This window comes from Streptomyces sp. adm13(2018), from assembly GCF_008042145.1.
In the GTDB taxonomy this organism is placed as follows: domain Bacteria; phylum Actinomycetota; class Actinomycetes; order Streptomycetales; family Streptomycetaceae; genus Streptomyces.
The window spans coordinates 315,717-334,273 of sequence record NZ_RDBH01000129.1; the positions used below are offsets into that span (position 1 = coordinate 315,717).

Here is an 18,557-nt window from a genome sequence, read left to right on the forward strand (position 1 = left end):
GCCGAGGGTGCCGGGGCGGCAGAGCTGTCAGAGGGTCCTCCGGTCGAGGACCGGGGGAGTGGCGGCGAACCGGCGCCCTCCGATCTCTCCCCGCACGAGGCGTCCGAGGCGTCCGGCGGCGCGGACGGCGCCCCTGTCCCGGTCATCGGGTCCGCGGTGTCCGGGGTCTCGGCCAGGTCCGGGGCCGCCGACGGTGCCGATGGCTCCGACGCGTCCGGCGGGTCCGACGGGGCTCCTGTGACCGAGGCCGGGATCGAGGTCGAGGCCGCGGACGCGCCCGCCGTGACCGTCCCGGCCCCCGCTTCCGCCCCGGAGCCGGCCGGCGTGAGCCTCGCCGCGTCCACCGACAGCGACGAGCACCCCCACACCTCGTACACCCTCCGGGTCAACGGCGCCGACCGGCCCGTCACCGGCTCCTGGATCGGCGAGTCGCTGCTCTACGTCCTGCGTGAGCGCCTCGGCCTCGCGGGGGCCAAGGACGGCTGCTCGCAGGGCGAGTGCGGCGCGTGCAACGTGCAGGTCGACGGCCGTCTCGTCGCCTCCTGCCTGGTTCCCGCGGCGACCGCAGCCGGGAGCGAGGTGCGGACGGTCGAGGGCCTCGCGGTCGACGGGGAACCCTCGGACGTGCAGCGGGCCATGGCGAAGTGCGGCGCCGTGCAGTGCGGCTTCTGCATCCCGGGCATGTGCATGACCGTGCACGACCTGCTGGAGGGCAACCACGCCCCCACCGAACTCGAGACCCGCCAGGCGCTCGCGGGCAACCTCTGCCGCTGCTCCGGCTACCGGGGCGTCCTCGACGCCGTGCGCGACGTCGTGTCCGAGCGCGAGGCGAGCGCCGCGGCCGGCGCGACCGAGACCGCCGACGAGCCCCGGGTCCCGCACCAGATCCCCCACCCGCACGACGGAGGCATGGCGTGAGCGACGCGATCACCGCCGTTCCCACGATCCCGGTCCTCGACGGCACCGGGACCCCGGGCCAGGAGCCGGCCGCCCACGGCCTCGGCACCTCCCTCCCGCAGGCCGAGGCGCGGGCCAAGACCGAGGGCACCTTCCCGTACGCCTCCGACCTGTGGGCCGAGGGGCTCCTCTGGGCCGCCATCCTGCGCTCCCCGCACCCGCACGCGCGGATCGTCTCCGTCGACACCGGCGCGGCCACCGCCATGGCGGGCGTACGGGCCGTGGTGACGGCGGCGGACGTGCCGGGCGCGGCGACGTACGGCCGACAGGTCGCCGACCGGCCGGTGTTCGCCGCCGACCTGGTCCGCCACCACGGCGAGGCGATCGCCGCCGTCGCCGCCGACCACCCCGACACGGCCCGGCTGGCCGCCGCGGCGATCGCCGTGGAGTACGAGGTGCTCGACCCGGTGACGGACCCGGAGAAGGCCTTCGCCGCCGAGGCGCTGCACCCCGACGGCAACCTGATCAGGCACATCCCGCTGCGCTTCGGCGACCCGGACGTCACCGGCGAGGTCGTCGTCGAGGGCCTGTACCGGATCGGGCGCCAGGACCCGGCGCCGATCGGCGCCGAGGCCGGGCTTGCCGTACCGCGCCCCGACGGCGGGGTGGAGCTGTACACCGCCTCCACCGACCCGCACACCGACCGGGACCTCGCCGCCGCCTGCTTCGGCCTCCCGCCGGAGCAGGTCAAACTGGTGGTGACCGGCGTCCCGGGCGCCACCGGCGACCGTGAGGACCCCGGCTTCCAGATCCCGCTGGGCCTGCTCGCGCTGCGCACCGGCTGCCCGGTCAAGCTCACCGCGACGCGCGAGGAGTCCTTCCTCGGCCACGCCCACCGGCACCCCACCCTGCTCCGCTACCGGCACCACGCGGACGCGGAGGGGCGGCTGGTGAAGGTGGAGGCGCAGATCCTGCTCGACGCCGGCGCGTACGCCGACTCCTCGTCGGAGTCGCTCGCGGCGGCCGTGGCCTTCGCCTGCGGTCCGTACGTCGTCCCGCACGCCTTCGTCGAGGGCTGGGCCGTCCGCACCAACAACCCGCCGTCCGGCCATGTGCGGGGCGAGGGCGCGATGCAGGTGTGCACCGCGTACGAGGCGCAGATGGACAAGCTGGCGGCGAAGCTGGGCGTGGACCCGGCGGAGCTGCGCATGCGGAACGTCATGTCGACGGGCGACATCCTGCCGACGGGCCAGACGGTGACCTGCCCGGCTCCGGTGGCCGAACTCCTCGCCGCCGTACGGGACTTCCCACTGCCGCCGCTGCCCAAGGACACCCCGGAGGGCGAGTGGCTGCTGCCCGGCGGTCCCGAGGGCGCGGGCGAACCCGGCGCGGTGCGCCGGGGCGTGGGCTACGCGCTGGGCATGGTGCACATGCTGGGCGCGGAGGGCGCCGACGAGGTCTCGACGGCGACGGTGCGCGTGCAGGACGGGGTGGCGACGGTCATCTGCGCGGCCGTGGACACCGGTTCGGGCTTCGCGACGCTCGCCCGTCAGATCGTGCAGGACACCCTCGGCATCGACGAGGTCCACATGGCCCCCGTCGACACCGACCAGCCGCCGGGGGGCCCGGCCGCCCACGGCCGCCACACCTGGGTCTCGGGCGGAGCGGTCGAGCGGGCCGCGAAGATGGTCCGTACGCAGCTTCTCCAGCCGCTGGCCCACCAGTTCGGCATGTCGACGGAGCTGCTCCAGATCACCGACGGCAAGATCACCTCGTACGACGGGGTCCTGTCGACCACCGTCACGGAGGCGATGGACGGCAAGGAGCTCTGGGCCACCGCCCAGTGCCGCCCGCACCCGACGGAGCCGCTCGACGAGGCGGGGCAGGGCGACGCGTTCGTCGGGCTCGCGTTCTGCGCGATCCGCGCCGTGGTGGACGTGGACATCGAACTCGGCGCCGTACGAGTCGTGGAGATGGCCGTCGCCCAGGACGTCGGCCGCGTCCTCAACCCGGCCCAGCTCGCCACCCGCATCGAGGCCGGCGTCACCCAGGGCATCGGCGCGGCCCTCACGGAGAACCTCCGCACCGCCCGTGGCCTGGTCCGGCACCCCGACTTCACCGGCTACGCACTCCCGACATCCCTGGACGCCCCGGACATTCGCATCGTGAAACTCGTCGAAGAGCGGGACGTCGTCGCGCCGTTCGGCGCCAAGGCCGCGAGCGCGGTCCCGGTGGTCACCTCACCCGCCGCAGTGGCCTCAGCGGTGCGCGCGGCGACCGGCCGCCCGGTCAACCGCCTCCCGATCCGTCCCCAGGCTGCGGTGGCTGTGCCCAATTCGTAACCCTGTGATGTCCGTTGCTTGTGCAACCCGGAGGTGCGCACTGTCGTCGTTCCTGACTACAGTGGACTTCTGACTTGGCAGTACCGGCGGACATGTGTTCGACGGGGGAGGAGCGCAGGCATGGAAGCCTACGTCGACGGGGGTGGTCCGGAATGCGGCCGATGAGCGAGGAAGCGGTTCGCTACAACACCGAGTCCATGTCGGAGTTCAAGACGAGCATCGACGGGCTGATCGAGATGCTCACCTCCTCGGAGGCCGACAAGGGCAAGATGAAGTCGGACCCGGTGGAGCGCAACCAGTTCGGCGGCGGCGGTGGCGCCTGGTCCGAGGCGGCCGGGGTCTACACCTCGTACAACACCGTCCTCGCGCAGCTGACGGAGCTCTCCGGCCTGCTGCGCGACTGCCTGGAGGGCCTCGGCATCGCGGTCGTGGCCTCCAAGGACGGCTTCGCGCAGATGGACGACGACGTCAAGCAGAAGATGATCAACATTCATCAGCGGACTGACGAAGCGAAGACGAAGGCGGACCGCGAAGCGGGCCGCGTCGCCACGGACGACGGGGCCGGACAGACGGCCGGGGGCGACGACTCCCTCCAGTAGGAGGGAGCGGACGGAATGTCGGGGACACGGGGAAGAGGCGAAGGATGAGGCCCGCAGAAGGCGGCGGAGGCGGCGGAACGGACTTCCGCTCGATGTCCCACCAGCAGATGCTGGCGTGGCTGGACGAAGCCAGCACGTTCTACGTCGGCAACGCGGCGGGACGGTTGAGGGCGGCTGCCGAGGAGATGCATCGCATCGCCACGCAGCTCAAGAACCGTTCCGGCCGGGTGGAGTGGGAAGGCGAAGCGGAGAAGGCGTTCAACGAGTGGGCCGACAGCGTCGTGAGCTCGACCCACGCGCTCGGTGACTTCAGCACGGGCGCGGCCACGTGGATGGACGCCGCCGCCGAGGCCATCGCCACCGCGCAGAGCGCCATCCCCCGCTACACCTCCCACGAGTCGGCCAAGGAGAACCTGGCGGCGGCGCAGAAGTACCGCAACGACCCGGACTCGCAGACCATCGCTCGCAACGCCAAGAGCCAGATGGCCGCGAGCGAGGAGCTCAAGGCCATCGAAGCCAAGGAGAAGGCGAACCAGCAGGCCGCGGCGGCCGAGATGGAGAAGCTCTCCTCCTCCTACCAGTGGTCGAGCTTCAACATGACGAGCCTCACGCCGCCGACGTTCCCGCCGCCGCCGGGGGACTTCGTGCCGGCGCAGGACCGTCAGCGCGGGTCGGATCCCACCTCCACCGGCTACGGCCCGCAGGGCGAGAGGTCCACCGGGGGTACCGAGCGGGCCACGGGTCCGTCCGGCCCCCGGTCCCAGCCCGACACCCGGACGACGCCCGAAACCAACATCCCCCTGCCGCCGTCCAGCGGCGACCCGTCGGGACCGAAGCACGTCGTCCGTCCGGACGTGCGGCCCGACGTCCCCGTGGACCTCGGTCTCGACAGCGTCGACACCAAGACGCCGCCGACCGCGCCGACCGGACCCACGACGCAGACCCCGGGCGCCCCGCCGCCGATCACCAAGCCGGAGGGCGCCACGCCTCCGTTCGTGACCACGACCGGTATGCCCCCGTTCACCGCGAAGGGCGGCCCCGGGGTACCGCCGCCCACCGGCCCCGTCACCGGCGGTACGCGGAACCCGCTGGGCACCACCGGCCCGCGCGGCCTGCCGACCGGACCCGGCCCCCTGGGCGGCCCCCGTGAGGGCATCAGCGGCGGCAGGGCCGTGCCCAACACGACGGGACGTCCGCAGACCGGACTCCCGCGCAGCACCGTCATCGGCACCGAGCCGGGCCGCGGTACGGGCATGGGCCGCGCCCCGATGGGCGGCGGCGCCATGGGCGGCCCCATGGGCGGCGCGGGCGCGGGACAGCACGGCATCACCGGCGGACGCCGTCTCGCCGGCGAGGCCGGCGGAGTCGTCGGCGGCCGGGCGCAGCGCGCCACCGCGGCCGGAGGCACCGCACGGCCCTTCACGCCCGGCGGTTCCGGCCTCGTCCGCGGAGGCTCTACGCAGCCCGGCGAGCGCGAGGAGACCAAGGGAGAGCGTCCCGACTACCTGGTCGAGGACGAGGAGACCTGGCAGCAGGGGCGCCGCGTGGCGCCGCCCGTCATCGACTGATCAGCGCGAGGAAGCAGATGCGTACCAGCAGTATTCGTCGGAGCCGTGCCGCAGTCACCGCCTCGGCCGCCTTGGGGATGCTGCTGGTGGGCATCGCTTCCGTACCCGCCCACGCCGCGGGCGTCCGTGACCGGCAGTGGCACCTGGACACCATGGGCGCCGAGAAGATCTGGCAGCTCAGCACGGGCAAGGGCGTCACCGTCGCGGTCATCGACTCCGGCGTGGAGAAGGGGAATCCGGACCTTCCGGGCCAGGTGCTCAGGGGCAAGGACTTCGCACCGGAACAGTCCGGCGACGAGTTCACCGACTACACCGGACACGGCACGAACATGGCAGGCCTCATCGCCGGCACGGGCAAGGCCAACGGCGGGCAGGGTGCCTACGGCCTCGCCCCCGGGGCCAAGATCCTCTCGGTGCGCGTGCCCGGGTCGGAAGCCGGCGCGGGGAGCAGCCAGGCGGACGCGGACCGCGAGTTCAACGCGGTCATGCCCGAGGCCATCCGGTTCGCCGTCGACTCCGGTGCCAAGGTCCTCAACATCTCGCAGGGCTCCACCGCCGGGTCGCAGCAGCTCACGGACGCCGTGAAGTACGCCCTGGACAAGGGCGCCCTGGTCTTCGCCTCCGTCGGCAACAGCGGCGACAAGGCGAACAGGCTGGAGTACCCGGGAGCGACCCCCGGCGTGGTCGGCGTCGGTGCCATCGACCAGAAGCTGACCCGCATCCCCCTCTCCCAGTACGGTCCGCAGGTCGACCTCGTGGCCCCCGGCAAGGACACGGTGGCCGCGTGCGGTGGCGGCCGCGTCTGCACCTCCAGCGGTACCAGTAACGCCACCGCCCTCGCCTCCGCCGCCGCCGCGCTCATCTGGGCGAAGCATCCCGACTGGACCAACAACCAGGTCCTGAAGGTCATGCTCAACACCATCGCCGCGCCCACCGAGGGCGACAAGCGCAACGACTACATCGGCTTCGGCGCCATCCGGCCGCTCCGCGCGCTGAAGACGCCCGGCGACCCCGGACCGGCCGGCGTCCGGCCCATCGAGGACCTCGAAGAGAACGTGTCCGCCTCTCCCTCGGGCGCCGCGTCGGAGGGGGCCACCCCGGCCGCGCCGTCCACCGCCGCCCCCGCTCCCGCGCCCGCCGCGCAGGAGGAGAGCGAGGGGGGCGGCAGCGCCACCCTCTACATCGGCATCGGCATCGGTGCGGCCGTGCTGATCGCCGGCGCCGTGGTGGCGCTCCGGGGCCGCCGCACCTGAGGAACGTAAGCCGCCCGCGCGGGCGGCGTACGTGCTACTCCCCGAACACCGGCAGCGCCACGATCCGGCCGCCGCGGGTCATGAAGACGCGGTTGGCGGCGCTCGCCAGCCGGTAGGCGCCCACGCGCTCCATCCTCACGGTGAACAGCCAGGCCCCGGTCGTCCTGTTCACCACCCGCACGGCACCTTCGTCGGTCTCCGGCAGCCAGGCCGTGCCGCCCGCGACGGCGGGAGCGGAGACGCCGCCGCCCGCATTGTCCAGGGGTTCCATCCACTCGACGGTCGAGCGATTGACGTCGGTCCTGGTGCGGAACCGGTGGGCCTCGTAGCCGTTGACGGCGATCACGGCGTCGCCGTCCGCGGTCGGGCCGGCCCACCCCACCGCCCGGTCCTCGTGGGCGAGGCTCTCCTCCTTCCAGAGGAACTCGCCGCTCTCCAGGCGCCGGACCATCAGGCTGGGACCTCCGAGGTACACGGTGGAGCCGCTGATCGAGGGGGCCTGGCCGTGGGTGCCCTGCCCCTTGAGCTTCCAGGCGGTCTCGCCGGTCGCGGTGTCGACGGACTCGACCTGCCCGTCCCAGCCGTGGACCACGAGCCGCCCCTTGCCCGCGGCCGCCCGCGCGGGACCCTTCGTGGAACGGGGGGACCTCATCGGGCGCGTCCACACCGGCGCGAGGGTCCAGGCGTCGACGGCCCGCAGCATGTTGTCGGAGGTCGTGAAGTAGACGTGGGTGTCGTCCGCGGCGAGGACCGCCTCGGCGTCGGCCTCCGTCTGCCAGACCTGCCGGCCGGTGGAGGCCACGTAGGCCCGCAGCACGCCCTTCCTGTCGGCGCCCACGACGAGCCGGTCGGCCACGGAGACGTAACCGGACGCCGCGTGGACGTCCTCGGCCCGCCACCGCTCCTTCCCGTCGGTGACGGACAGGGCGAGCAGCCCGCCCGTCTTCGCGTACACCAGGACCACGTCCCGCACGGGGAGGGGCGGAGTCGCCACCGGCGCGCAGACGTCGAGGGGACCCCACAGCGCGTCCGGCGGCTTCCCCACCTGGCTGTCGATGACCGAGACGAACGCCGCCTCCGGTGCCGCCACGGCCGCCGGCACGTCGGCGGTCGGGGACGTCTCACCGCCCCGGCTCAGCCACCAGGCCCCCGCGCCGTCCCSGCGGCCGTCAAGGTCCTGCGGCCCGAACTCGCGGTCCCGTGGCACGACCCCGGAACCCCTTGAGCCCCTCCCGGCCCCCGCCTACGGTCGTTCTCAGCAGCACCGCACGACCGTGTGCCCGAGTGGTTGAGGGGCTCAAGGGGTTCCGGGGTCGTGCCACGGGACCGCAATGGTGCCGCCACACGGCGTTCACAGTCGTACGTCCAAGGGCTGAGTCGCACCGGGACTCCTGACAGGGGTCATTTACGGCTACACCTCTTACTCTGGGGGAATGAGCGCCCTCGAACCCCGCGACGCCGAGGCCGCCGCAGACGCGGCCGCCGACGTCGCCCGGAGACCCGGACCCCTTGCCCCGCACGACGAGGCCGACAAGGGGTCCGTCCTCGACCCGGCCCACCGGGCGCTCAGCATCGGCATGGTCTCCGTCGTGCTGCTCATCGCGTTCGAGGCGACCGCCGTCGGCACCGCGATGCCGGTGGCCGCCCGTGAGCTGGACGGCATCCCCCTCTACGCCTTCGCCTTCTCCGCCTACTTCACCACCAGCCTCTTCGCCATGGTCCTGGCGGGCCAGTGGTCCGACCGGCTCGGGCCGCTCGCCCCGCTCACCGCCGGCATCAGCGCCTTCGCCGCCGGGCTGCTGCTCTCCGGGACGGCCGGCGCCATGTGGCTGTTCATCCTGGGGCGGGCCGTCCAGGGCCTCGGCGGCGGGCTCGTCATCGTCGCCCTGTACGTGGTCGTCGGCCGCGCGTACGCCGAGCACCTCAGACCCGCGATCATGGCCGCGTTCGCCGCGAGCTGGGTCGTCCCCTCCGTCGTCGGGCCGCTCGCCGCCGGCACGATCACCGAGCACCTCGGCTGGCGCTGGGTCTTCGTCGGCATCCCCGTCCTCGTCGTCTTCCCGCTGGCCCTCGCCCTGCCCGCGATACGCCGCACCGCCTCCGGCCCCGCCGACCCGTCCGCGCCCGTCGCGCCCTGGGACCGGCGCCGGATCCGGCTCGCGCTGGGGATCTCGGTGGGCGCCGCGCTCCTGCAGTACGCGGGGCAGGAACTGCGCTGGCTCGCGCTGCTGCCGGCCGCGGCGGGTGCCGCGTTCCTGGTGCCGGCGGTCCGCGGGCTCCTTCCGCACGGCACCTACCGGGCGGCCCGCGGCCTGCCGTCCGTCGTCCTGCTCCGCGGCATCGCCGCGGGCGCCTTCATCGCGGCCGAGTCCTTCGTGCCGCTGATGCTGGTCACCCAGCGCGGCCTCAGCCCCACCCTGGCCGGGCTCTCCCTCGCCGCGGGCGGCCTCACCTGGGCCCTCGGCTCCTGGATCCAGGCCCGGCCGTGGACGGAGCCGTACCGGGAGCGGCTCGTGGTCCTCGGCATGGTCCTGGTCGCGATCGCCATCGCGGCGGCCCCGAGCGTGCTGATCACGGCCGTGCCGGTGTGGGTGGTGGCGGTCGCCTGGGGGCTCGGCTGCCTCGGCATGGGCGCCGTGATCGCCTCGACGAGCGTGCTCCTCATGAAGCTCTCCGCGCCCGAGGAGGTCGGCGCGAACTCCGCCGCGCTCCAGATCTCCGACGGCCTCTCCAACGTCCTGCTGCTCGCCGCGGGCGGCGCGGCCTTCACGGCGCTCGGCGGCGGGGCGGTGGGCCACGCGGTCACCTCCTCCGCGGCCACGGGCTCCCACCCGGGGGCCTTCGCCGCGGTCTTCCTGCCGATGGCGGGGGTGGCGGCGGTGGGAGCCTGGGTGGCGACGCGGCTGCATACGTCCGGTGCCGGAGCGTCCCACGACCGGGGGGTCCCGGCCGGTGACAGGGGGGCGGCCTAAATCCGTGGCCGCCCCGGTCGCCGCCTCCTACCCTCTGTGTATGCGTGAGATGACTGTTACGGTCGGTGACGGGTTCGCCGACCTCGCCGATGCCCGGGGCGTCACCGCGGAGGAGCTGGCCGCCGAGGCCTGCGGGCGGTTGCTGGCCGCGGAGGCCGACCTCGTACGCCGTGAGGCGCTGCGTCTCGCCCGGGTGCACGACTCCCTCCTGAGGAGGCTCGGAGAATGAACGACACCACCACGCGCTTCCTCACCGTCGAGGAGGTCACCGAGGTCGCCCGGATCGCCTTCACCGGCGACGGTGTGCCCGAGTTGCGGGCGCCCGGGCTGCTGGCGTCCGCCGTGCACCGGCCGAGGGCCCGGATGTTCGGGGAGAGCGCGTACGAGGACGTGTACGAGCAGGCCGCCGCGCTGCTGCACGCGGTCGCCACGAACCACCCCTTCGTCGACGGGAACAAGCGGGCGGCGTGGCTGTCCGCGGCCACCTTCCTCGCCGTCAACGGAGTCGATCTCGCCGACGCCGACCTCGAACGGGCATACGGCCTGGTCATCGGCGTGGCCGGCGGCGACCTGGGCGACATTCCGGACATCGCGCGCCGCCTCCGGGGGCTGTGAGGACCGTCTCAAGCGCACCCGCCACGCCTTCGCGCGGGGCGGGTCGCGACGCCCGCACCGGTAAGGTGGCCAGGTTGTCATATCTGGACGAGCGTCGAACCCGGGGATCGTGACTACTACCACCACCTCCTCCCATCACCTCTCTCCCGCCTTTCCGGGACGGGCCCCCTGGGGCACCGCCGGCAAGCTGCGCGCCTGGCAACAGGGCGCGATGGAGCGGTACATCCAGGAGCAGCCCCGTGACTTCCTCGCGGTCGCCACACCAGGCGCCGGCAAGACCACCTTCGCCCTGACCCTCGCGTCCTGGCTGCTGCACCACCACGTCGTGCAGCAGATCACCGTCGTCGCGCCCACCGAGCACCTCAAGAAGCAGTGGGCCGCCGCCGCCGCGCGGATAGGGATCAAGCTGGACCCGGACTACAGCGCCGGACCGCTCAGCAAGGAGTACGACGGGGTCGCCATCACCTACGCCGGCGTCGGCGTCCGCCCGATGCTGCACCGCAACCGGTCCGAGCAGCGCAAGACCCTCGTCATCCTCGACGAGATCCACCACGCCGGAGACTCCAAGTCCTGGGGCGAGGCCTGCCTGGAGGCGTTCGAGCCCGCCACCCGGCGCCTCGCGCTGACCGGCACCCCGTTCCGCTCCGACACCAACCCGATCCCCTTCGTCACGTACGAGGAGGGGAACGACGGCATCCGGCGCTCCTCGGCCGACTACACCTACGGCTACGGCAACGCGCTGACCGACGGCGTCGTCCGGCCCGTCATCTTCCTCTCCTACAGCGGCAACATGCGCTGGCGCACCAAGGCCGGCGACGAGATCGCCGCCCGCCTCGGCGAGCCGATGACGAAGGACGCCGTCTCGCAGGCCTGGCGGACCGCCCTGGACGCCAAGGGCGAGTGGATGCCGAACGTCCTGCGCGCCGCCGACCGGCGCCTCACCGAGGTCCGCAAGTCCATCCCGGACGCGGGCGGCCTCGTGATCGCCTCCGACCAGGACTCGGCCCGCTCGTACGCCAAGCTGATCCGCGAGATCACCGGCACGAAGGCCACCGTCGTCCTCTCCGACGACACCGGCGCCTCGAACCGCATCGACGAGTTCAGCGAGAGCGAGGACCGCTGGATGGTCGCCGTCCGCATGGTGTCCGAGGGCGTCGACGTGCCCCGCCTCGCCGTCGGCGTGTACGCGACGACGATCTCGACCCCGCTCTTCTTCGCCCAGGCCGTCGGCCGCTTCGTGCGTTCGCGCAGGCGCGGCGAGACCGCGTCCGTGTTCCTTCCGACGATCCCCAGCCTCCTCGGTTTCGCCAACGAGATGGAGGTCGAGCGGGACCACGTCCTCGACAAGCCCAAGAAGCAGGGCGAGGAGGACCCGTACGCCGAGTCCGAGAAGGAGATGGCGGAGGCGGAGCGCGAGCAGGACGAGGACACCGGCGAGCAGGACATGCTGCCCTTCGAGGCGCTGGAGTCCGACGCCGTCTTCGACCGCGTCCTCTACAACAGCGCCGAGTTCGGCATGCAGGCCCACCCCGGCAGCGCCGAGGAGCAGGACTACCTCGGCATCCCCGGTCTCCTCGAACCCGACCAGGTCCAGCTGCTCCTCCAGAAGCGCCAGGCCCGGCAGATCGCGCACAGCCGCAAGAAGCCGGACGACGAGGCCGACCTGCTCGAACTCCCCGCCGAGCGGCGTCCTGTCGTTTCCCACAAGGAGATGCTCGAACTGCGCAAGCAGCTCAACACCATGGTCGGCGCGTACGTCCACCAGTCCGGCAAGCCCCACGGCGTGATCCACACGGAGCTGCGCCGGGTCTGCGGCGGGCCGCCGAGCGCGGAGGCCACCGCCGGCCAGATCCGGGAACGGATCAAGAAGGTCCAGGAGTGGGCGACCCGCATGCGGTGACCCCCGCCGCACCGCCCCCGAGTGCGGCTGAGGCCCGTACGACGGCGTTCGTACGGGCCTCACTCGTCCCGCGGCGCGGCGAGACCGGTGAAGGAACCGCGGCGGGACCGGCGTCGGAGACCGGCCCCCACGGTCGGCCTCCGGGCGCTTCCACGCTACGGGCACGACAAAGCCGATCTTGTCCGCCAAAGTCCCGCATGCGACCGACGAAGGTCCCGAACCGTCTCTATTCGCTCGTCGGCGCCCGGATTCTGGACGAGGTCTTCCGCTGAGCGGAGCGGGTCGCTACTGTCCCGGCTCAAAAGCAATCGCCCCGTGGCAGCGCCGCCGCGGAGCGCAGCCGGTGTACCCCTTCCTGCCGGCGGCCTCTGACGTGCGTCGCCGACGGGACCGGTGACGCAACCCCGTGAGAGCCCGTCGCCACTCACTCCGAAGGAGAGGGCGTCGTGACCGCGGAGACCTCCCAGACGCTCGACCGGGGACTCAGAGTCCTCAAACTGCTCGCCGACACCGACCACGGCCTGACCGTCACCGAGTTGTCCAACAAACTCGGTGTCAACCGGACCGTCGTCTACCGTCTGCTCGCCACGCTGGAGCAGCACGCCCTCGTCCGCCGCGACCTCGGCGGACGTGCCCGCGTCGGCCTCGGCGTGCTCCGGCTCGGCCGGCAGGTCCACCCCCTCGTACGGGAGGCCGCGCTCCCCGCGCTCCGCTCGCTCGCCGAGGACATCGGGGCGACGGCCCATCTGACGCTGGTCGACGGCGCGGAGGCGCTCGCGGTCGCGGTCGTCGAACCGACCTGGACCGACTACCACGTGGCCTACCGGGCCGGCTTCCGCCACCCCCTCGACCGGGGCGCCGCGGGCCGGGCGATCCTCGCCGCGCGCCAGGGCGGCCTGATCGAACCGGGCTTCACCCTCACCCACGGCGAACTGGAGGCCGGCGCCAGCGGCGCGGCCGCCCCGCTCGTCGGCGTGACGGGCGTCGAGGGCAGCGTGGGCGTCGTGATGCTCGCGGACGCGGTCCCGGAACGGGTCGGCCCCCGCGTCGTCGACGCGGCCCGCGAGGTCGCCGACGCCCTGCGCTAGAACCCGTCGCCACACTCCCGCCGCCGCCCGGAGACCGGCCACCCGGCCGGCCGGGGCGGCACACCGCCCCGCCGTGCTCCGGCCCTACGCCCCCGGCGACCGGCCCCGTCCGCCGGCGGGCGCGGCGCGGCGCGGGCGCCGATGGTCCGGCGTACCCGGTTCGGCAGGGGTGGGGGCCCAGTAGATTGGTCGGGTGCTCTCCAGTCTCTCCCGTCCCACAGCGCTCGCGGTCTCCGCGCTGCCCGTCGTCGCGCTCTTCGCCGTCGTCGCGCTCGCGCCGCTGCCCTACGCCATCGCGCAGCCCGGTACGACCGCCGACGTGCTCGGCAAGGACAAGGGGCAGGAGGTCATCACGATCACCGGCGCCCCGGTCCGGGCCTCCGAGGGGCAGCTGCGGATGACCACGATCGTCGCGACCGGGCCGTCCACGGACGTCGACCTCGGCGACGTGGCCGACGCCTGGTTCCGTACGGACCGGGCCGTCCTGCCGCGCAACTCCGTCTATCCCCCCGGGAAGTCCGACGCCGAGGTCGAGAAGCACAACCTCGGCCAGATGAAGGAGTCCCAGGACGCCGCCACCCTCGCGGCCCTCGACTACCTCGACGAGGACCCCGGGAAGGTCAAGGTGGACCTGAACCTCGCCGACATCGGCGGGCCGAGCGCCGGGCTGCTCTTCTCCCTCGGCATCGTCGAGAAGCTCGACGGCGACGGCTCGGGCGGCGACCTCACCGGAGGCCGGATCATCGCCGGTACGGGCACCATCGACGCCGACGGCGCGGTCGGCGCCGTCGGCGGGGTCTCGCTGAAGACCCAGGCCGCGGCGCGCGACGGCGCCACCGTCTTCCTCGTGCCGAAGGCCGAGTGCTCGGACGCCCAGGCGGAGCTGCCGAAGGGGATGCGGCTCGTCCCCGTCACCGCGCTCAGCGACGCGGTGTCCTCCCTGAAGGCCCTGGAACAGGGTCAGGAGGCGAAGGTTCCGCGCTGCTGACCGGTGGACCGGCGGCCGCCGCGCCGTCCTCGGCCCTCCGCTCCGGCGGCGGGGCGTCCATGCCCCGCCAGGCCGGGAAGAGCAGCGGCGACAGCGTGGCGAGGAAGTAGAGCCCGCCGATGCCCAGCAGCGTCGCGGTCAGCCCGGCGCGCTCGACGAGGAAACCGGCCGCCAGGCCGCCCAGCGGGGTCGTCAGCAGCACCCCGGCGGTGCTTGCGCCCATCACCCGGCTGCGCAGCGCGTCGGGCACCTGCTCGTACATCACCGTGGTCAGGATCGGGTTGAGGACGCCGACGCCGAACCCGGCCGCCGCGAGCGTCACGAGCAGGGGCGCGGTGGTGCCGGTGAGCGCGGCCACCAGGTAGGGCGGGGCGCCCCCGAGGAGGAAGCCGGCCGTGAAGACGGCCCGGCGCGGGAAGCGCTGGCCGACCGCCCCGTACAGCAGGGCGCCGACCAGCGCGCAGCCGCCGAAGACCGACACGAGCAGGCCCTGCGTGGCCGGCCCGCCCAGCTCCTCGCGCGCGTGGACCGGCAGCAGCACGGCACTCCAGCTCTGGTTGAGGCCGTTGGTGACCATCACCATCACCGTGATGCCGAGCAGCAGCCGCGCGCGGAACAGGTAGGCGTACCCCTCGCGCAGATCGGCCCGGTAGCGGGCCGGGGAGAGGCGGGGGCCGTCCCGCACCGGCTCCGCCGCGGGCACCCCGCGCAGGCCCGCGGCGACGAGCAGCGCGGAGACCCCGAAGGTCGCCGCGTCGAGGACCAGGACCGTGTCGGCGCCCATGAACGCGACGAGGAGTCCGGCGACCGCGGCGCCCGTCATCCGGGCGCCGCGCGCCACGGCGTCGTACAGGCTGGCGGCGCGGGGGAGCGAGGTCCCGGCGCGCCGGGCGAGGTCCGGGACCAGGACGTGCCGGGCCATCTCGCCGGGTGCGTGGAAGAGGCCGTTGACGGCCATCAGGGCGCACAGCGTCCAGAACTCCAGGAGTCCGGCGCGGTGCAGCAGCGGGATCGCGGCGAGCGCGAGGGCGCAGACCAGGTCGGAGGCGATGCTGACCCGGCGGCGGCCGATCCGGTCGACGACCGGGCCGCCGGCGATCGCGGAGACGAGGACGGGCAGGGCCGCGCAGAAGGCGACGATGCCGGCCTTGCCGGGGCTTCCCGTGGTGTCGAGCGCGAACCACGGGACGCCGATGAGGGTGAGCGAGTTTCCCGTGATGGAGACGGCGTTGGCGGTGAGGACGGTGGCGAGGGGGACCCGTTCGCGCCGCGCGGCGCGCGCGGCACGTGTCGTCGTGGTGTCCTTCCCGGTCGCGTCCGCGCCCCCGGCGTCCTTGCCGGTCGCGCCCGAGCCCCCGGCGTCCCCGTCTTCTCCCCCCGGCGCGGTCATGCGGCCAGCGGGGCCGTGCGGGAGCGCGGGGGAGTGGCCAGGCGCAGCCCCAGCTCGACCAGCCGCCAGCCGAGTTGGACGCGGAGGACGCGGCCGGGCGTGCGCTCGGGGGCGCGCGGTGCGGTGGCGGCGGCCTCGCCGCGCAGTTCGGCGGCGTGCAGTCGGTGGAGCTGGAGATGTATGTCGGGGTGCATGACTCCGTCTTCCCTTCCGTCAGTTCTCGCGCTGCGGGAACGCGTGGAGATGGATCCGTACGCTCTCGGCGTCCGGCGCGTCGGCCTCCTCGACCCCCCGGTACGACGCGATGACCTCGTGCAGCCTCGTGTCGAGCTCGCGGAGCTTCTCGGGGGGCAGGCGCAGCGTGAAGTCGCTCATGTCGGACACGCCGATCCAGGCGTCGCCCCAGTCGTGCCGGGTGCCGAGATAGGTGCTCAGCTCCTGGGTGTGGTTGTTCGCGATCTCGTGGAAGTAGAGGTCGAGGGCGCCGCGGACCGCGGGGTCCGGGTTCAGCGAGAGCGACTCGTCGACGGTCACTCCCTGCGTGGCGGCCTTCCACCACCGCTCGCGCCCCTTGCCCCGGGTCGGATCGTCCTCGACGAAGCCGTAGACCGCGAGCTGGCGCAGGTGGTAGCTGGTCGCACCGCTGGACTCGCCCAGCTTCTCCGCGAGTTGGGAGGCGGTGGCGGGTCCGCCGGTGCGCAGGGCGCGCAGCAGCTGGATGCGGAGGGGGTGGGCGAGCCCGCGCAGGCTGCGCGGGTCGAGAGAACGGGTCGGGAACGCCTCGGGCTCGGACATGGGTCGAGCGTAGAGTTGCAAAGAAGTAGTTGCAAGGGTTTTTTTGCAACTACTTCTTTGCAACTCCGTCGTGGTGCTCCCGGGCGTGCCCCCACCGCAGGCCCGGCGCCCCGGCGAGATCCCGCGGCGCCCCGGCCGGGCCCGGTCCCTACTACTCCTGCGCCGCCTGCTCCACCAGCGGGATGATCCGGAGCGGCACCGGGTTCTCCATCACGATCGCCGTCGACGCCCGCACGATCCCCTCGAAGCCCACCACCCTGTCGATCACCCGCTGGAGGTCCGCGTTCGACCGGGCGACCAGCCGGCACAGCATGTCGCCGTGCCCCGTCGTCGTGTGCAGCTCCAGCACCTCCGGCACCGTCGCCAGATGCCCCCGCACGTCGGCCCCCTGACCCTGCTTGATCTCCAGCGTGGCGAACGCCGTCACCGGATACCCCAGGGCAGCCGGGTCGACCTGCGGCCCGAAGCCCCTGATCACCCCGCTCGCCCGGAGCCGGTCGAGGCGCGCCTGGACGGTGCCGCGCGCCACCCCGAGCCGCCGCGAGGCCTCCAGTACGCCTATGCGCGGCTCGCGGGCGAGCAGCGTGATCAGCCGGCCGTCCAGATGATCGATCGCCACAGCGGCCTCCTCGTGGTCAGGATGTACAAGTCGCCCGGTCATACTCACCGACAGCTGGTCAACCTGACCAGTGAATCCGTGAACTCTTGCGCACCTTGCAGAACGGCGGGACGCTGCTCCCATGACTGAGACCATCGATCACACCCCCTCCACGGCGCGGCAGGCCGATCCCTTCCCCGTGAAGGGAATGGACGCGGTCGTCTTCGCCGTCGGCAACGCCAAGCAGGCCGCGCACTACTACTCCACGGCCTTCGGCATGAAGCTCGTCGCCTACTCCGGACCGGAGAACGGCAGCCGCGAGACGGCCAGCTACGTCCTCACCAACGGCGCCGCCCGCTTCGTGTTCACCTCCGTCATCAAGGTCTCCACCGACCGGGGCCGCTTCCTCGCCGACCACGTCGCCGAGCACGGCGACGGCGTCGTCGACCTGGCCATCGAGGTGCCCGACGCCCGCGCCGCGTACGCCTACGCCGTCGAGCACGGCGCCACCGGCCTCACCGAGCCGCACGAGGTGAAGGACGAGCACGGCACCGTCGTCCTCGCCGCCATCGCCACGTACGGCAAGACCCGCCACACCCTCGTCGAGCGCTCCGGCTACGACGGCCCGTACCTCCCCGGCTTCGTGGCCGCCAAGCCGATCGTCGAGCCGCCGGCCAAGCGCACCTTCCAGGCCATCGACCACTGCGTCGGCAACGTCGAGCTCGGCAGGATGAACGACTGGGTCGGCTTCTACAACAAGGTCATGGGCTTCACCAACATGAAGGAGTTCGTGGGCGACGACATCGCCACCGAGTACTCCGCGCTCATGTCGAAGGTCGTCGCGGACGGCACCCTCAAGGTGAAGTTCCCGATCAACGAGCCCGCGATCGCGAAGAAGAAGTCGCAGATCGACGAGTACCTGGAGTTCTACGGCGGCGCCGGCGTCCAGCACATCGCCCTCGCCACCAACGACATCGTCGCCACCGTGCGCGCGATGCGGGCCGCCGGTGTCTCCTTCCTCGACACCCCCGACTCGTACTACGACACCCTCGGCGAGTGGGCCGGCGAGACCCGCGTGCCCGTCGAGACCCTGCGCGAGCTGAAGATCCTCGTCGACCGCGATGAGGACGGCTACCTGCTGCAGATCTTCACCAAGCCGGTCCAGGACCGCCCGACCGTCTTCTTCGAGATGATCGAGCGCCACGGGTCGATGGGCTTCGGCAAGGGCAACTTCAAGGCCCTGTTCGAGGCGATCGAGCGCGAGCAGGAGAAGCGCGGCAACCTCTGACGGGACGCGCACGACGAGGGCCCGGGGCTCCTGCCCCGGGCCCTCACCCCTGTCGGCACGACCCGGGCACGGGGCGAGCCCACCAGCCGGCGGGCTCCGGCCCACGCGGGGGGTGGGCCGGGGCACCGTCCGGTGCGGGTCGCGGACGCGCTCGGCTGGGCGCTGTACCGGGCGGGCCGGCCGAAGGAGGCGCTGGAGTACGCGACCCGGGCCACCGAAGAGGGGCTGCGGAGCGCCCTCTTCGCGTACCACCGGGGCGAGATC

General features: G+C 73.2%; 17 protein-coding genes. 12 read left to right on the forward strand and 5 right to left on the reverse strand.

The annotated features are described in order from the left end of the window. The 5 genes from EAO70_RS39305 to mycP all read left to right on the forward strand — a co-directional run. Window positions 1–918 (forward strand): (2Fe-2S)-binding protein (locus EAO70_RS39305; RefSeq protein WP_261992932.1); only part of this gene is annotated, 918 nt, incomplete at its 5' end. Then, on the forward strand, window positions 915–3,239 hold the full coding sequence (locus EAO70_RS18045; protein ID WP_383438763.1) for a xanthine dehydrogenase family protein molybdopterin-binding subunit: 2,325 nt from the start codon (window positions 915–917) through the stop codon (window positions 3,237–3,239). The genes EAO70_RS39305 and EAO70_RS18045, both read left to right, overlap by 4 nt. Before the next feature lie 161 nt (window positions 3,240–3,400). Further along, window positions 3,401–3,838 (forward strand): hypothetical protein, encoded by a 438-nt coding sequence (locus EAO70_RS18050; RefSeq protein WP_148003960.1) that lies wholly within the window; start codon window positions 3,401–3,403, stop codon window positions 3,836–3,838. 44 nt (window positions 3,839–3,882) lie between these two features. Beyond that, on the forward strand, window positions 3,883–5,406 hold the full coding sequence (locus tag EAO70_RS18055; protein ID WP_148003961.1) for a hypothetical protein: 1,524 nt from the start codon (window positions 3,883–3,885) through the stop codon (window positions 5,404–5,406). Window positions 5,407–5,423: 17 nt separating this feature from the next. Further along, window positions 5,424–6,659 carry a type VII secretion-associated serine protease mycosin gene (gene mycP / locus EAO70_RS18060; protein ID WP_148003962.1) on the forward strand — a complete coding sequence of 412 codons (1,236 nt, stop codon included), beginning with the start codon at window positions 5,424–5,426 and terminating at the stop codon, window positions 6,657–6,659. Window positions 6,660–6,693: 34 nt separating this feature from the next. Here mycP and EAO70_RS18065 read toward each other — a convergent pair whose 3' ends face one another. After that, a complete protein-coding gene (locus tag EAO70_RS18065; protein ID WP_148003963.1) occupies window positions 6,694–7,866 on the reverse strand; it encodes a PQQ-binding-like beta-propeller repeat protein in 1,173 nt (390 codons plus the stop codon). Between the two features lie 226 nt (window positions 7,867–8,092). On the opposite strand from EAO70_RS18065, the gene EAO70_RS18070 reads away from it, so the two are divergent. The 6 genes from EAO70_RS18070 (at window position 8,093) to EAO70_RS18095 (ending at window position 14,222) form a co-directional block, all read left to right on the forward strand. Further along, on the forward strand, window positions 8,093–9,631 hold the full coding sequence (locus tag EAO70_RS18070) for an MFS transporter (protein ID WP_148003964.1): 1,539 nt from the start codon (window positions 8,093–8,095) through the stop codon (window positions 9,629–9,631). A gap of 40 nt (window positions 9,632–9,671) precedes the next feature. Beyond that, a complete protein-coding gene (locus EAO70_RS18075) occupies window positions 9,672–9,860 on the forward strand; it encodes a hypothetical protein (protein ID WP_148003965.1) in 189 nt (62 codons plus the stop codon). Beyond that, window positions 9,857–10,246: a type II toxin-antitoxin system death-on-curing family toxin gene (locus EAO70_RS18080; RefSeq protein WP_148003966.1), complete on the forward strand. Its 390-nt coding sequence runs from the start codon at window positions 9,857–9,859 to the stop codon at window positions 10,244–10,246. Before EAO70_RS18075 ends, EAO70_RS18080 begins: the two co-directional genes overlap by 4 nt. Before the next feature lie 109 nt (window positions 10,247–10,355). Further along, entirely contained in the window at window positions 10,356–12,146 is a 1,791-nt protein-coding gene (locus EAO70_RS18085; protein WP_148003967.1) for a DEAD/DEAH box helicase, read from the forward strand. A 446-nt stretch (window positions 12,147–12,592) separates the two neighbouring features. Beyond that, the gene (locus EAO70_RS18090; RefSeq protein WP_015033894.1) at window positions 12,593–13,234 is read left to right on the forward strand and encodes an IclR family transcriptional regulator; all 642 of its coding nucleotides are present in this window, start codon (window positions 12,593–12,595) and stop codon (window positions 13,232–13,234) included. A 193-nt stretch (window positions 13,235–13,427) separates the two neighbouring features. Next, entirely contained in the window at window positions 13,428–14,222 is a 795-nt protein-coding gene (locus tag EAO70_RS18095) for a S16 family serine protease (protein ID WP_148003968.1), read from the forward strand. Here EAO70_RS18095 and EAO70_RS18100 read toward each other — a convergent pair. The 4 genes from EAO70_RS18100 to EAO70_RS18115 all read right to left on the reverse strand — a co-directional run bounded on the left by EAO70_RS18100 (window position 14,155) and on the right by EAO70_RS18115 (window position 17,026). Further along, a complete protein-coding gene (locus EAO70_RS18100; RefSeq protein WP_148003969.1) occupies window positions 14,155–15,612 on the reverse strand; it encodes an MFS transporter in 1,458 nt (485 codons plus the stop codon). The genes EAO70_RS18095 and EAO70_RS18100 overlap by 68 nt on opposite strands. After that, window positions 15,609–15,806 (reverse strand): hypothetical protein, encoded by a 198-nt coding sequence (locus tag EAO70_RS18105; protein WP_148003970.1) that lies wholly within the window; start codon window positions 15,804–15,806, stop codon window positions 15,609–15,611. The genes EAO70_RS18100 and EAO70_RS18105 overlap by 4 nt, the downstream gene beginning before the upstream one ends. Window positions 15,807–15,825: 19 nt before the next feature. Further along, a complete protein-coding gene (locus tag EAO70_RS18110) occupies window positions 15,826–16,407 on the reverse strand; it encodes an ArsR/SmtB family transcription factor (protein ID WP_148003971.1) in 582 nt (193 codons plus the stop codon). Between the two features lie 151 nt (window positions 16,408–16,558). Further along, window positions 16,559–17,026, reverse strand: coding sequence for an Lrp/AsnC family transcriptional regulator (locus EAO70_RS18115; protein WP_148003972.1), 468 nt, complete (start codon window positions 17,024–17,026; stop codon window positions 16,559–16,561). 121 nt (window positions 17,027–17,147) lie between these two features. On the opposite strand from EAO70_RS18115, the gene hppD reads away from it, so the two are divergent. Further along, the gene (gene hppD, locus EAO70_RS18120; RefSeq protein ID WP_148003973.1) at window positions 17,148–18,293 is read left to right on the forward strand and encodes a 4-hydroxyphenylpyruvate dioxygenase; all 1,146 of its coding nucleotides are present in this window, start codon (window positions 17,148–17,150) and stop codon (window positions 18,291–18,293) included. Window positions 18,294–18,557 lie beyond the last annotated feature (264 nt).

Bases quoted from the DNA above. Each gene is read 5' to 3' on its own strand.
- EAO70_RS18050 (WP_148003960.1), top strand. From the start codon at position 3,401: ATGAGCGAGGAAGCGGTTCGCTACAACACCGAGTCCATGTCGGAGTTC.
- EAO70_RS18055 (WP_148003961.1), top strand. From the start codon at position 3,883: ATGAGGCCCGCAGAAGGCGGCGGAGGCGGCGGAACGGACTTCCGCTCG.
- mycP (WP_148003962.1), top strand. From the start codon at position 5,424: ATGCGTACCAGCAGTATTCGTCGGAGCCGTGCCGCAGTCACCGCCTCG.
- EAO70_RS18070 (WP_148003964.1), top strand. From the start codon at position 8,093: ATGAGCGCCCTCGAACCCCGCGACGCCGAGGCCGCCGCAGACGCGGCC.
- EAO70_RS18075 (WP_148003965.1), top strand. From the start codon at position 9,672: ATGCGTGAGATGACTGTTACGGTCGGTGACGGGTTCGCCGACCTCGCC.
- EAO70_RS18080 (WP_148003966.1), top strand. From the start codon at position 9,857: ATGAACGACACCACCACGCGCTTCCTCACCGTCGAGGAGGTCACCGAG.
- EAO70_RS18100 (WP_148003969.1), bottom strand. From the start codon at position 15,612: ATGACCGCGCCGGGGGGAGAAGACGGGGACGCCGGGGGCTCGGGCGCG.
- EAO70_RS18105 (WP_148003970.1), bottom strand. From the start codon at position 15,806: ATGCACCCCGACATACATCTCCAGCTCCACCGACTGCACGCCGCCGAA.
- EAO70_RS18110 (WP_148003971.1), bottom strand. From the start codon at position 16,407: ATGTCCGAGCCCGAGGCGTTCCCGACCCGTTCTCTCGACCCGCGCAGC.
- hppD (WP_148003973.1), top strand. From the start codon at position 17,148: ATGACTGAGACCATCGATCACACCCCCTCCACGGCGCGGCAGGCCGAT.